10 protein-coding genes are annotated in these 14017 nt (G+C 67.5%); 1 reads left to right on the forward strand and 9 read right to left on the reverse strand.

Going from position 1 to position 14017, the window contains the following annotated elements:
* Nucleotides 1-299: 299 nt before the first annotated feature.
* The 6 genes from GLA29479_RS18480 to GLA29479_RS18505 form a co-directional block, all read right to left on the reverse strand.
* On the reverse strand, nt 300-1250 hold the full coding sequence (locus GLA29479_RS18480; protein ID WP_057972463.1) for a nucleoside hydrolase: 951 nt from the start codon (nt 1248-1250) through the stop codon (nt 300-302).
* Complete coding sequence (locus GLA29479_RS18485) at nt 1247-1873, reverse strand: DUF4166 domain-containing protein (protein WP_144436605.1); 627 nt, start codon at nt 1871-1873, stop codon at nt 1247-1249. Before GLA29479_RS18485 ends, GLA29479_RS18480 begins: the two co-directional genes overlap by 4 nt.
* A gap of 96 nt (nt 1874-1969) precedes the next feature.
* Nucleotides 1970-4087 carry an ATP-dependent DNA helicase RecG gene (gene recG / locus GLA29479_RS18490; protein ID WP_057972465.1) on the reverse strand — a complete coding sequence of 706 codons (2118 nt, stop codon included), beginning with the start codon at nt 4085-4087 and terminating at the stop codon, nt 1970-1972.
* 180 nt (nt 4088-4267) lie between these two features.
* Nucleotides 4268-6691: a TonB-dependent receptor gene (locus tag GLA29479_RS18495; RefSeq protein WP_057972466.1), complete on the reverse strand. Its 2424-nt coding sequence runs from the start codon at nt 6689-6691 to the stop codon at nt 4268-4270.
* 83 nt (nt 6692-6774) lie between these two features.
* A complete protein-coding gene (locus GLA29479_RS18500; protein WP_057972467.1) occupies nt 6775-7917 on the reverse strand; it encodes an SO2930 family diheme c-type cytochrome in 1143 nt (380 codons plus the stop codon).
* 3 nt (nt 7918-7920) lie between these two features.
* Nucleotides 7921-9150, reverse strand: coding sequence for a parallel beta-helix domain-containing protein (locus GLA29479_RS18505; RefSeq protein WP_057919061.1), 1230 nt, complete (start codon nt 9148-9150; stop codon nt 7921-7923).
* Nucleotides 9151-9317: 167 nt separating this feature from the next.
* Here GLA29479_RS18505 and GLA29479_RS18510 point away from each other — a divergent pair, with 167 nt between their 5' ends.
* Nucleotides 9318-10379, forward strand: coding sequence for an AraC family transcriptional regulator (locus GLA29479_RS18510; protein ID WP_057919062.1), 1062 nt, complete (start codon nt 9318-9320; stop codon nt 10377-10379).
* Between the two features lie 186 nt (nt 10380-10565).
* Here the strand turns inward: GLA29479_RS18510 and GLA29479_RS18515 are convergent, their stop codons facing one another.
* The 3 genes from GLA29479_RS18515 to rpoZ all read right to left on the reverse strand — a co-directional run bounded on the left by GLA29479_RS18515 (nt 10566) and on the right by rpoZ (nt 13927).
* Nucleotides 10566-10949: a RidA family protein gene (locus GLA29479_RS18515; RefSeq protein WP_031372644.1), complete on the reverse strand. Its 384-nt coding sequence runs from the start codon at nt 10947-10949 to the stop codon at nt 10566-10568.
* 153 nt (nt 10950-11102) lie between these two features.
* Nucleotides 11103-13283 carry a RelA/SpoT family protein gene (locus tag GLA29479_RS18520; RefSeq protein WP_057972468.1) on the reverse strand — a complete coding sequence of 727 codons (2181 nt, stop codon included), beginning with the start codon at nt 13281-13283 and terminating at the stop codon, nt 11103-11105.
* A 344-nt stretch (nt 13284-13627) separates the two neighbouring features.
* Nucleotides 13628-13927 (reverse strand): DNA-directed RNA polymerase subunit omega, encoded by a 300-nt coding sequence (gene rpoZ, locus GLA29479_RS18525; protein WP_031372646.1) that lies wholly within the window; start codon nt 13925-13927, stop codon nt 13628-13630.
* Between the last annotated feature and the right edge of the window lie 90 nt (nt 13928-14017).

The raw sequence follows: 14017 nt of genomic DNA on the forward strand, positions 1-14017 counted from the left end.
GCGGTGAGGCTGAATGAGGCGGTGAGCTGTGCGCACCCAGCCTCCCGCCCTATCGGCCGGCATCTGGCCGCAATCGCGAGCGCCGCCCACTGAAGGCCCCTACTTCCAGGCCCGGAACAGAGGCGGCTAGCCCTGGGGCTCGGAGCGGCGGAGATCACCTTGCGCGCTCCTGCCCGTTTCGCCGTACGCCTACTCTCCTCTGCGAGGGTGTGCGGCCAGTGCTGCCTGGATCAGGAGTTCGCAGCGCTGGTGGCGGCGAGGAGATCACCTTGCGCGCTCCTGCTGCTTTCGCCGTACGCCTATCCTCCTCTGCGAGGGTGTGCGGCTAGTGCTGCCTGGATCAGACGTTCGAACCGCTGGTGATCATATTTCATCAAGATCGCGACCTTGTCCGGGCGGCCCTCCTGGCGACGCCAGTCGACCACGGTCGCGCCGCGGCTGTGGGTGCCTTCCAGTTCGATCGAGACCGGCCGCGATTGCACGTCCTGGGCGCCGTCGGGTTCGAGCGCGAACGCCATCGCCAGGGCGTCGGCGGCATGCCAGTGATCGCCGCGACGGTCGATCGACCACATCCGCGTTTTTTCGGAAATGCGCTCGTAGAACTTGCCGGGCGCCGAATCGGTCTGGAACCAGGTAAGCACGCGCTCGTGATGCAGGCCGTGAGCGATCACCGCTTCCCAGTCGGCCAAGTCGATGTGCTCGAAGGCTTCGAACACGATGTGCGCGGCTTCCGGATCGAAGTAGATGTTGAACTCCGCCGCCGGAGTGATGTTGCCCTGGCAGGTCACCGCGCCGCCCATCACCACCAGGCGCGCGATGCGCTGCGGCAGGGTCGGATCAAGCTTGAGCGCCAGCGCGACGTTGGTCAGCGGCCCCAACGCCACCAGCAACAGCTTGCCGGCGTGTTCGTGCGACAGGCGGATGATCGCGAGCGCGGCATGCTCGGCTTCGACCTCGCGCTTGGCGGCTTCGTAGCCGACGTCGCCGAAACCGTCCTGGCCGTGCACATAGCCCGCGTCCGGCGAGGGATGCAGCAAGGGCGCATCGGCGCCGGCGAACACCGGCACGTCGACGCCGGCCACTTCGCACAGTTTGAGCGCATTGGCGACGGTGTGCTTGAGGCCGACGTTGCCGGCGGCGATGGTCAGTCCGACCAGCTCGTGGCGCGGATCGTTGAACGCCATCAGCAGCGCCAGCGCGTCGTCCACACCGGGGTCGGTATCGATAAGCAGGGGAATGCGATCAGTCATGAAGCCACTCGTTCGTCGGTAACGGCCGCATCGGCCGGGACAGCGTGCAGCGCGCCTTCGTAGCGCAACAGCTCGCCGAAGGGAAACAGGGAAAAAGCGACGGCGAAGCGATAACGCCCGCCGTCTTCGATGCGCTTATAGGCATCGGTGCGCGGAAACAGGAACAGCGGCAGCGGCACGCCGCGCACTTCCACGCCGCGCAGACGCCAGCGCCAGCCGCCGTCGTCGAGCTCGACAGCGAGCTTCATCCGCGCCGGGCCGGTGCTTTCCAGCCAATGCCCATCGGGATAGCGGCCGACCGGACGGAACACCGAGATCAGTTCGCTGCCGTCGTCGAAACGGCGGCGCCACTGCATGGTTTCGGCGTCATGGACGATGTCGACCCGGAAACCGCGGCGTGCGCGATCGATCGGAATGCCGAGGCGTCGGGCGAGACGGCGCCCGATGTACCCGGCCGGACCGGTTCCGGTGGAGAGGGCGACTTGCCCGCCCAGGGCCCCGCCGCTGCGGTGCAGCGCCTGCAGCAAGGGGTGCAGCCGGTCGAAAGCCGGGCCGAACCATTGCGTGGCCGCGTTTTGAAGGGCTCCCGGCATCCGGGTGGGGCGCTCCAGCTGGCGGGACACTATGCCATTGTTTGCCGCCGCGGGGAGTGCTCGATTGTGCCCGGTTTGCGCTCTTGGTCATGACGCTCGGGCGCCGCCGCGACAGCCCCGTGTCGATCAGGCCGAGGCGTATCTCGCCGCCCCGCCGACCCAGCGCGAGACGATGCGTTCGGCCAGCTCCGGCGAGGTCTTCAGCAGACGCTCGCCCAGCTCCTGCACCAGCGGCAACAGGTCGGCGTCGCGGGCGAGGTCGGCGACGCGGAAGCCGGCCAGACCGGTCTGGCGGGTGCCAAGCAGTTCGCCGGGGCCGCGCAACTCCAGATCCTTCTCGGCGATCACGAAACCGTCGTGGGTCTTGCGCATGGTGTCCAGGCGCTGGCGCGCGAGGCCCGACAGCGGCGAGCGATACAGCAGCACGCAACTCGACGCCGCGCTGCCGCGGCCGACGCGCCCGCGCAACTGATGCAACTGCGCCAGGCCGAGACGCTCGGCGTTTTCGATGATCATCAACGAAGCGTTGGGCACGTCGACGCCGACTTCGATCACCGTGGTCGCGACCAGCAGATCGAGCTCGCCGTCCTTGAACGCACGCATCGTTTCCTGCTTTTCCTTGGCCTTCATGCGCCCGTGCACGAGGCCGACGCGCAACGGCGCGAGCTGCTGCGACAAGTCCTCGAACGTGGTCTGCGCGGCCTGGGCGATTACCTCGTCGGAATCGTCGATCAGGGTGCAGACCCAGTACGCCTGCCGGCCTTCGGCGCAGGCGCTGCGGATGCGCTGCACCAGTTCCGGCCGGCGCTCTTCGCTGAGCGCGACCGTCTGCACCGGCGTGCGCCCGGGCGGCAGTTCGTCGATCGCCGAGACGTCGAGATCGGCGTAGGCGGTCATCGCCAGGGTGCGCGGGATCGGGGTCGCGGTCATCACCAACTGGTGCGGCACGATCGCATCGTCGCCGACCGCGCCGCCGGCGCCTTTGTCCCTCAAGGCCAGGCGCTGGTGGACGCCGAAGCGATGCTGCTCGTCGACGATCGCCAGGGCCAGGTCGCGGAACGCCACGCCTTCCTGCATCAGCGCATGGGTGCCGACCACGACCTGCGCCTCACCGTTGGCGACCTGTTCGAGCACCGCCTTGCGCGCGCGGCCGGTGACCTTGCCGGCCAGCCAGGCCACGCGCACGCCCAGAGGTTCGAGCCAGCGGCGCAGATTATTGAGGTGCTGCTCGGCCAACAACTCGGTCGGCGCCATCAGCGCGGCCTGGCGGCCGTGCTGCACGGCCAGCATCGCCGCGAGCGCGGCGACCACGGTCTTACCGCTGCCGACGTCGCCCTGGACCAGGCGCAGCATCGGCGAGGGCTTGGCCAGGTCGGCGCGGATCTCGTCGAACACCCGCCGCTGCGCGCCGGTGAGTTTGAACGGCAGCGCCTTGCGCAGTTTCTCGGCCAGCGGCATCTGTTTGAGCGAGCGCGACTTGTGCGCCTGCTGGCTGATGCGCTGGCGGCGCAGGCTGAGGTGATGGGCGAGCAGTTCTTCGAGTGCGAGCCGGCGCTGCGCCGGGTGGCGGCCGGCGATCAAGGCGGCCACGTCGGCGTCGACCGCCGGCCGGTGCACGGTCAACAAGGCTTCGCGCAAGGTCGGCAATTGCAGGCGCTCGCGCAGCTCGCGCGGCAGCAGCTCCAGCGAGGCATCGTCGGGCAGACGGTCGAGGGCGTAGCCGATCAGGCGGCGCAGGGTCGCCGGCCCGATGCCTTCGATCGCCGGATAAACCGGGTCGAGCTGTTCGCCCAGCGCGACCTCGCCCTCGTCGTCGAGCACGCGATAGCTCGGATGGACGATCTCCAACCCGTGCTGGCCCGGCTTGGGCGTGCCGTACAGGCGCACGCGCGCGCCGATGCGGAACTGCGCGACCTGGGCGGCGCGGAAATGGAAGAAGCGCAGCACCAGCACCGAGCGCGAATCGTCGCCGATCGCCACGCGCAACATCGGCCGGTAACGGAAGCCGCGCTCGACCGCCTCGACCCGGCCTTCGACCTGGGCGGCGACGCCGGGCTGGAGCAAGCGGATCGGGGTGATCTGGGTGCGGTCTTCGTATTGGCGCGGCAGTTGCAGCCAGAAATCCTGCAGCGTGGTCAGGCCGCGTGCGGCGAGCTTCTCGGCCACGCGCGGCCCCACCCCGGGCATCCGCGGCAACGGCTGTGTGTGGAGATCGACGGAGGGCCCGTCCTGACGGCTCGGCATCGCATAAGCATGCCGGGAACGGCCGCAAAGCTAAACCCCGGCACGTCCCTGTGCCGGGTCTTAAGCGTGAACCCCTACGCATCGCGGCGGCGAACGAAACCGGTGCCGCCGTCGATGCTGGATGCTTCCGCCCTCCGGCCGAAGCGGGAGCGACGGACCGACGAAACGATGGGCCTGGCATCAGAACCTCGCACTGAACTCCACGCCGTAACTGCGCGGTTCGCTGACCCGCGCGCCGACCGTGCCGAGCACGTTCTTGCCGTAGGTGCCGAGCGCATTGATGTACTGGTGGTCGAACAGATTATTGCCGTAGGCCGCCAGGCCCCAGCGCCCCTGCGGCGAAGTCCAGCCCACGCGCAGGTCGGTGCGGTTCTGCGCCTCGCCGAGGTTCAAGGCGGGGCTGACGCCGCAACGGTTCTGCGCCTGCGATTCTTCGCTGCAACGGACCTTGCCGCGATAGGCGTGGCGCAGGGAGAAGCGCAGGTCGCCGTGCTCGCCGAGGTTCCACACGTAATGCGCGCCGCCGGCCATCGACCAGTACGGCAGGCCGGTGGGATCGCCGCTGGCGTCGATGCCGTCGGAGGTCACGTAGTTCTTGTAGGTCGAATCGATGAAACCGGCATTGAAGTCGAGGCCGAAGTTATCGGTGGCCTGCCAACGCAGGTCGAGGTCGAGGCCGTAGGCTTCCAGGTCCGAGGTGTCGACGACGAAGCGCGGTATGTCGGTACTGCTGTCCAGCCGCACCGCCTGGCGGTTGTCGTAAACGTAGTAATAAGCCGACGCGTTGAGCTGCACGCGCTGCTCGGGGAAGACCTGCTTGATGCCGGTCTCGAAGTTCCACACGTCCTCGTTCTCGAAACTGCTGCCGATCTGCAGCGAGTTGAAGCCGCCGGCCTTGTAACCCTTGGCCAGCGAAGCGAACACCATGGTGTCGTCGCTGAAGTGGTAGTCGACGACGAAACGCGGGCTGAAATCGCTCCAACTGTTGGAGGTGCGGTTGAGCACGCCCTTGTTGAGCATCGCCGGCGGGTCGATGAAGGCGACGTCGAACACGAAAGCATCGCGCGGCAGGCCGACCATGTCGAAGAAGCCGAAGGCCTGCAACTGGTTCAAGGTCGCGTCGAGGGTCGGCGCGGTACGCGGCGTGTTCAACCACGAGAACTTCTTCTCGTCGCGGGTGTAGCGCAGGCCGACGGTCAGGTTGAGCTTGTCGGTCGCGTGCCAGATCACGTCGCCGAACACCGCATAGGCCTTGGTGTCGAGGGTGTTGTGGAAAGTCTCGTTCCAGCGGTGGCCGAGCAGGGTCAGCGGAATGCCGTTGGCCTGCAGCAGGTCGTCGAAGAAACCGAACAGACGTCCGTCCGGCGTCGGCGCCAGGCCGAGGTTGCGCACGATGGTGTCGACCGAATCGGTCAGTGCGTTGACCTCGCTGGTTTGCCGCGCCTTCTCGTCGAAATAACTGGCGCCGGCGATCCAGTCGAGCGTGTCGGTGCTGCCGCTGAACTTGAACTCCTGGTAAAAGCTGCGGTTGCTCTCGGTATTGGTCGAGTCGACGTACAGGTACTTGCGATTGGTGCCGTCTTCCTCGACCCGATTGACCGAGTCGTAGTCGCGCCACGAGGTGGTCGAGGTGAAACCGCCCCAGTCGAAGCCGTGGTCGACGATCAGGGTCACGCCGTCGAAACGCCGCGACTCTTCGTTGCCTTCGATATCGACCGCAGTCGGGATCTTGCGCGGGTCCAGATAAGCCGACTCGTCGACCGGCAAGGCCGGCAGACCCAGCGCTGGCGGCAAGGCGACGATGCCGGTGGTGACTTGTCCGTTCTGGTCCAGGCTTTCGTGGTCCCAACTCAGCAATGCGCTGGTGCGTTCGCCGAAGCGGGCCTTGAACGCGGCGCGCGTGGCCCAGTTGTTTTCCGGGCCGAGGTCCTCGCCGGTCACCGCATCCTGGATCCAGCCGTCGGCGTGATTGACCAGGGCATTGAAACGGAACGCCGAGTGCTCGCCGGTCGGCAGGTTCAACATGCCGTCGACGTATTGCTTGCCGTCGCTGCCCAGGCGTAACCGCGCCTTGACCTCGGTGGCGCTGAAATCGGGTTTGCGGGTGATGATCGAGACCGCGCCGGCGGCGGTGTTGCGGCCGAACAGGGTGCCCTGCGGGCCCTTCAGCACTTCGATACGCTCGACGTCGGTGAACGGCAACAACACGCCGCCGCCACGCCCGGCGTACACACCGTCGACGTAGACGCCGACCGCCGGGTCGGTGCCGATGCCGAAGTCGTCGGTGCTGATGCCGCGCAACTGGAAGCCCGGCTGGGTCGGCTGCTGGCTGTCGACCACCAGGCCCGGCACGAAGCTGTCGAGATCGCCCATGTCCTGCGCGGCGATATCGTCGATGAGCTCGTCGGTCACCACCTGCAGGGCGATCGGGACGTCCTGCAGTTCCTGTTCGCGACTCTGCGCGGTGACGGTGATCTTCTCCAGTTCCTTCGGCGCCGTCTCCTGGGCATAGGCGACCGGCGCGGCCAGGACGAAGGCGCCGCCGCAAAGCGCGGCGAGTGCGGCGGTGGTCGCGGTGACCAAACGGTGTTTGCGCAACGGCATCGGACAGCTCCCCTCTCGTTCGTCGTAGACACGAACGCGCACGACGGCGCGTTCCCCTCCCTGCCTTCCCCGACCCGCAGATATCAGCCGCACTGCCCCTGTTGCGCGGCGATCCAGTCGCGGATCAGTCTTACCCCTTCGGTGTGCACGACGCTGCGACCCAGTTCCGGCATCATCACTGAAGGGTCGTCGCTGCGCATGCGATAGAGCAGGATCGATTCATCCGGCCTGCCCGGCACGATGTCGTGACGGAAATCGCCGGTGCCCTTGCCGGCGGCGATCGGCAGCTTGCAGCGGCCCAGCCGCATCGGCTCGCGGGTCGCCGCATCGAGCCACAAACCCGAGGTATTGCCCGGCCCTTTCGGGCTGTGGCAATGGCCGCAGTTGATGTCCAGATAAGCACGTGCTCGCGCGTCCAGGTTCGCCTTCGGGTCGCGCCAGTTCGCATCGCGCGGCGCGACGGCCGCAGCGGGCGCGCCGCGCAGATAGCCGGTCCGGGTCCAGCGCGCGATCTGATTGTTCAGCCCATCGTCGTAGGCGAAGTCGCGGTTGAGATGCCGCGCCTTCGGCCCGATCGGCTGCAGCGCCTTGCTCTTCATGTCGATGCCGTGGCAGCCGGCGCACTGGTTCTGATCCGGCACCTGGTACTCCGCCGCTTCGCGCTGGCCGTCGGCGGCGACCAGGCTCAGCGAAATCAAGGCGCCGCCGCGCATGAGGCGCGCCTCGGTCTGCTCGGCGTTCCACACATAGGGCAGCGCGACCCACCCCTCCTTGCGCCGCAGCAACAAGCGCGTCTCGATCAAGCGGACCTTGGCCAGCTCCAAGCCGCCGCCGCGCAGGTCCGGACCTTCGTCGGCGCTGCGCAGCACCGCATCGCCGCCGGCCGCGCCGCGCGGGTAATAGAAGGTCTTGCTGAAGACGGTGCCCACCGGGAAATCGAAGGCGTCGTCGGCGCGGTACTGCGCGGCCTGGCCCTGCGGCATCCACACCGTGCGCAGCTTGTGCGCGTAGTCGGAAAACAGCGGCGTGTTCAAGTCGTAGGGCACGACCCCGGCATTGAGTTTCAGGCGGCCGTCGGCGACGCGCAGCAGGTTCCATTCGGCCAGGGTCGGCGGCTGGCCTTCGGCGAAGAAATGCACGGCCGGCGCAGCGGCTTCGCGCGCGCATCCGGCCAGCAGCATCGACAGCAGTACGCCAACAACGCAACGCAGCATCGTCTTGCGCATCGATCAACCGCGCTTGAGGTCGATCGCCGGCAATTTCGGCAGGCTGCAGGCGTGGGACGTCAGATCCTGGCTCGGATTCTTGTAACCGCCGGGGCCATCGGCGTTGATCACGCCGGAGACGTCGCGGATGCAGATCTGCGGGCCATCCTTGAGCGCCTTGTTCGCATACCCGTCCCACAGCACATCGGGGAAGCGGCCATTGAGGCCATAGATCGCCGTCTTCAGGGCCTTGAGGTCGAAACCGTCGGGCGAGTCGCCGCCGCCGGAGAGGCGATTGCCGTAGATCGAAATCCGCTCCGGATAGGGGTCGAAGTCTTTCGCCGCCTTGTCGTCCTTGTAGCCGGTCGAGTACACGCTGGAGACGATGATGTTGGTGGTGGCGTTGTCGCTGATGTCGTTGTCGAAGATTTCGACGTCGTCGTTGGAGTTCACCACCATGCCGCTGCCGGCCGGCACGCTGGCCACCGGCGTGCCCTTGGCGCCGAAGTTGGCGGTGTTGTTCTTGAACACTTTGTTCTTGAACACGCGGATCGCCCCGCCCTGCTGCGACAGCGCCGGCATGTTGAACACCAGGATGCCGCCGGTGTTGTTGGTGGCGACGTTGTCGTAGACGTCGGCGTTGACCGTGTTTTCGATCTCGATGCCGGCGACGTTGAACTCGGCGCGGCTGTTGCGCACGATCACGTCGCGCGATTGGCCGACGTAGATGCCGGCGTCGGAGGCGCCGATGGCCACCGAGTTCTCGATCAGCACGTTGCGGGTCTTGACCGGGTACAGGCCGTAGGCGCCGTTCTTGGTGCTCGGCCCGCCGGTCCACTCGACCCGCACGTTGCGGATGGTGATGTCCTGCGCCTCGTTGATCTTGAGGCCGTCGCCCTTGCTGTCCTCGATCGCCAGATTCTCGATGGTGAACTGGCTGGCGTTGACCAGCAGGCCTTCGGCGCCGGCCTTCTGGCCCTTGAAGCTCAGCACCGACTTGTCGGGCCCGGCGCCGCGGATGGTCACGCCGTCCACGCGCAGGGTCAGGCTGCGGTCGAAGGTGTAGCGCCCGGCCGGCACCTCGATCACCTCGCCCGGCTTGGCGTCGAGCAGGCGGGTGCGGAAGCGCTCGGCGAAGGCGGCGTCGCCGGCGGCGACCTGCGCGGTCGCTGTGTGCTGGGGCTGCTCGGGACCGCAGCCGGCGGTCAGGGCCGCGGCGGCGGCAAGGGCGAACGCCGGAATCTGCTTGCTCATGGATCTCCCCGTGATTGGCGACCGGGGCGCGGCGCGAATGCTCGCGTTGGGCGTCCCTCGTGGCTATGCGACGAGTCTCCGTCGCCGATGTGAGCGCGCGTGAGGGCGAATGCGGCACACTAAGGGGGCATTAGCGGTCAACCGTGCGGCCACGATCGTGAGGGGCGATGCGTCAGCCATCCGACCAGGACAGCGCCAAATCCGACATCGCCTTGATGTCGCCGAACCTGCTGTGGGGCTTGCTCGAGACCGCGGACCGGATCGGCGCGCCGAGCGACGACTGGTTCGCCGGCACCGGCCTGAGCCGCGCTCAGGTCAGCGACCCGGGCGTGCGCCTGCCCAACCGGCCGACCGCGATCGTGATCGACCGGGCCCTGCGCGTGCTGCCCGAGACCATCGGCCTGGACATCGGCCGCAGCCAGCACGTCGGCAACTTCGGCCTGCTCGGCCTGGCGATGACGACCGCGGCGACCTTCGGCGAGGCCCTGCAGATCGGCCTGCGCTTCACCCCGGTGGTCGGCAGCCTGATGCGTTTCGTCGAAAGCGCCTCGGAATCCGGCACGGTCGCCCTGGCCGGGCAGATGACCCTGACCTATCCCTCGATCCACCGCTTCGTCTGCGAGGAATTCTTCAGCAGTTGCCTCGCCCTCGCCCGCGGCCTGGTCGGCGAAGGCCTGCGGCCATTGCGCATCGAATTCAGTTACCCCGCGCCCGACTACGCCACGCACTATCGCGACGTGTTCGACTGCCCGGTCGCGTTCGAGCAACCGCAGGACCGATTGGTGCTCGACGCGCAATGGTTGGCGGCGCCGCTGCCGACCCATAACCCGATCGCCTCGCGTCAGGTACTGGCCCTGTGCGAAGCGCAGATGCCGGAAGGCGCGGTGCCCGGCGAGGTCACCGCCGCGGTAGAGCGCCTGCTGCGCGCGCAACTGCCGCAGGACCCCAAGCTCGCCGGCATCGCCGCGCAGTTGCACGTCAGCGAGCGCACCCTGCGCCGGCAGCTGACCGGCGAAGGCACCAGCTTCCACGAGATCCACGACCGCCTGCGCATCGACCACGCCTATGCGCTGCTGCGCGAACGCAACCTGACCATCGCCAGCGTCGGCGCCGCCATCGGCTACAAGGACCCGCGCGATTTCCGCCGCGCCTTCAAGCGCCTGACCGGCGAAACCCCGCGCGCCCTGCGCGAACGCCTGTTGGCCGAGATCGCGCGCGAGCGCAGGTAGGGCCTGGTTCGGGAATCGGGAATCGGGAATCGATGCTTTGCGAGCCTGCGTCGCCCGGTCGTGTCCCGTCGTTGTTGCGGGTTCGCGGTCGCAGCTTGCGCGGCTCCTACTCTGGCGATGCCGACACAAACGCAAACGGCCGCCTCGTGACGAGGCGGCCGTTGCTGGAAACCGAGGTGTCGCGGTTTAGCGCAACACCATCACCGCATCGACTTCGAACGCGACGCCGCGCGGCAGCGCCGACACTTCGACGGTCGAGCGCGCCGGATAGGGCGGGTTGAAGTACTCGCCCATCACCGCGTTGACCTTGCCGAAGGCGCCGAGGTCGGTGAGGAACAGGCCCAGGCGGGCGATGTCGGCGAGCGAGCCGCCGGCGGCTTCGCAGACCGCCTGCAGATTGCGGAACGCGCGATGCGCCTGGGCTTCGATGTCGCCCTCGATGACCAGGCCGCTGGCCGGGTCGAGCGGGATCTGGCCCGAAAGGTAGACCGTATCGCCGACGCGCACGGCCTGCGAATACGGGCCGATGGCGGCCGGAGCTTGATCGGTGTGGATGATTTCGCGAGACATTTAGGGGCCGGGAGTCGGGAATGGGGAGTCGGGATAGTAAGGCCGGGAATCGGGAATAGGGAGTCGGGAATCGTAAAAGCGAGGCGCTCCGACCAGGTTCTGCGATTTCCTATTCCCGATTCTCGATTCCCCGGCGGCGGCAAGCCGCCGCACCTACATCCGCTGCACGCCCAGCACCACCGCCAGTCTGCGCACGCGGCGCATCACGTCGGCCAGGTGGCGGCGATCGCTGACTTCGATGGCGAAACGCATGATCGCGATGTTGGCGTCGCGCTCCAGATATTCGACGCGGTCGATGTTGGACTCGGCCTCGGCGATCGCCGCGGCGACCTGGGCCAGCGAGCCGGGGCGGTTGTCGACTTCGATGCGCAAGGCGGCGGCGAAGTCGCCGGAGACCTGGCGATCCCAACCGATCGCGACCCAGCGGTCGGGCGACTTGCGGTAGTCGGCGACGTTCGGGCAATCCAGCCGATGGACCACGATGCCCTTGCCGGCGGTGTGGTAGCCCATGATTTCGTCGCCCGGCAACGGCAGGCAACAGTTGGCGAAACTGATCACCCCGCGCTCGGCACCGGTGATCAGGATCTTGTCCTCGGGCAGGCGCGGGCGGTCGATGGCGCGCCCGCGCGACTTGCCGGGCACCTCGCGCGCCAGCGCCAGGGCGACCTGGTTCGGCATGCGGTTGCCGAGCGCGATATCGGCCAACAACGCCTCCAGGCGCGGATAGCGATACTCGGCGAGGTAGCTTTCCAGGCGCAGCGCCGGGGTGCGGTCCAGCGAGGTCTCCAGCACTTCCAGCGCGCGGTCGAGCATGCGGTGTCCGAGTTGCACCGCGTCCTCGTGTTCGAGCTGCTTGAGCTGCTGGCGGATCGAGGTGCGCGCTTTGCCGGAGACGACGAACTCGAGCCACTGCGGCTTCGGCGTCGACGACTTGGCGGTGATGATCTCCACGCGCTGGCCGCTGGCCAGCTTGGTGCGTAGCGGCACCAACTTGCCGTCGACGCGTGCGGCGACCGCGCGATTGCCGACGTCGGTGTGCACCGCGTAGGCGAAATCCAGCGCGGTCGAATTGCGCGGCAGCGACATGATGTCGCCCTTCGGCGTGAACAGGTAGACCTCATCCGGGAACAGGTCGACCTTGACGTTTTCAAGGAATTCCAGCGACGAACCGGTCGAACGCTGCGACTCGACCAGACTGGCGATCCAGCTGTGGGCGCGCGACTGCGCGCTGTTCGGGCCTTCGCCGCCGTGTTTGTAGGACCAGTGCGCGGCGATGCCGCGTTCGGCGATCAGGTCCATGTCCTCGGTGCGGATCTGCACTTCCACCGGCGAGCCGTAGGGGCCGAACAACACCGTGTGCAGCGACTGGTAACCGTTGGCCTTGGGGATGGCGATGAAATCGCGGAAGCGCGCATCGAGCGGTTTATAGGCCGAATGCGCCACGCCCAGGGCGTGGTAACAGTCCGGCACGCTGCGCACGACCACGCGGAAGCCGAACACGTCCATGACCTGGTTGAAGCTCTTATGCTCGTGATGCATCTTCATGTAGATGCTCCACGGCGACTTCACCCGGCTGATCAAGCGGTGTTGAAGCTTCTCCTTCGCCAGGCGCTGGGCCAGGTGCGCTTCGATCTGCACCAGCGACTCGCGCCGCACCACCGGCTGGGTGCGGATGCGTTTTTCGATGACCGCGTGGCGCCACGGATGCAGGGCGCGAAAGCCCAGGTCCTGCAGCTCGGCCTTGATCAGGTTCATGCCCAGGCGCTGGGCGATCGGGGCGTAGATCTCCAAGGTCTCGCGGGCGATGCGCTCGCGCGCCTCGGCGCTCTGCGCGCCGAGCGTGCGCATGTTGTGCAGACGGTCGGCGAGCTTGATCAGGATCACGCGCAGATCGCGCGCCATCGCCAGCAGCATCTTGCGGAAGCTCTCGGCCGCCGCTTCCTGGCGGTCGCGGAACTGCAGCTTGTCGAGCTTGGTGACGCCGTCGACCAGTTCGGCCACGGTCGGGCCGAATTCGGTCGCCAGGCATTCGCGGGTCAGCGGCGTGTCTTCGATGGTGTCGTGCAGGATCGCCGCGACCAGGGTCTCGACGTCCAGGCCCTGTTCGGCCAGCACCTTGGCGACCGCGACCGGATGGGTGATGTAGGGCTCGCCCGACTTGCGGGTCTGGCCCACGTGCGCGGCGGCGCCGACCGACCAGGCGCGACGCAGTTGCAGGCGCTGCGCTTCGGGCAGGTAGTGCGCGGCCAGTTCGAGCTCGCGCACATAGTCCGGCAGCTCCGTGTCGTCCAGAACGGCGGGATAGGTGTTCAGCGCGGGCTCGGCAGGGGTCATAACGGAAATTTACGCGGGCGATGGCTCAAGGTGCAACGCATCCATTGATATTGGGTGCGGCACGCAGGCAGCGCAGGCAAGCGGCCGGTCCCGATTGCGGCGCAAGGACGAGACATTCGTTCAGGAATGCGCCGACGGCCGCAGTCGGAAGGCGACGAATACCGCGGCTGGCGCGTGATCGCGCTCGCGGCCGACGCGCCGCCTGGCGCATGGCGGCGAGCCGCGGGCGGCGGCCGACGCGCAAACGAAGACGGCCCCGCCTTGGCGGAGCCGTAAACGAAAACGGCCCCGCCAAGGCGGAGCCGCGATCGACTCCCCGCGCCGGAGCGCGGGGCTGGATGCACTCAGTCGTCGCTCTTCGACAGATCGTCGTCGGCGACCACTTCGGCGGCGGCCCATTCCAGGGCTTCGCGCTCTTTGCGCTCGCGCTCGGCCTTCTCGACCGCATCGATGTATTCGGGGTTGATCTGGCGCGCGGCAATTTCGCGCAGTGCCAGCACGGTCGGCTTGTCGTTGGCTTCGCTGTTGTCCAGCTGCGGCTCGACGCCGTTGGCCAGCTGACGCGCACGCTTGGCGGCCAACATGACGAGTTCGAAGCGGTTATCGACCACTTCCAGGCAATCTTCGACGGTAATGCGGGCCATGGGGCTCCTGGCGGCCGGTGGGCCGTCTTTACAAGCGGTTGGGGACCGGGGAGTTTAGACCGCTTGCCGGGCCGGGGCAAGGTTCAAGGC

The sequence above is a fragment of the Lysobacter antibioticus genome, assembly GCF_001442535.1.
In the GTDB taxonomy this organism is placed as follows: Bacteria; Pseudomonadota; Gammaproteobacteria; order Xanthomonadales; family Xanthomonadaceae; genus Lysobacter; species Lysobacter antibioticus.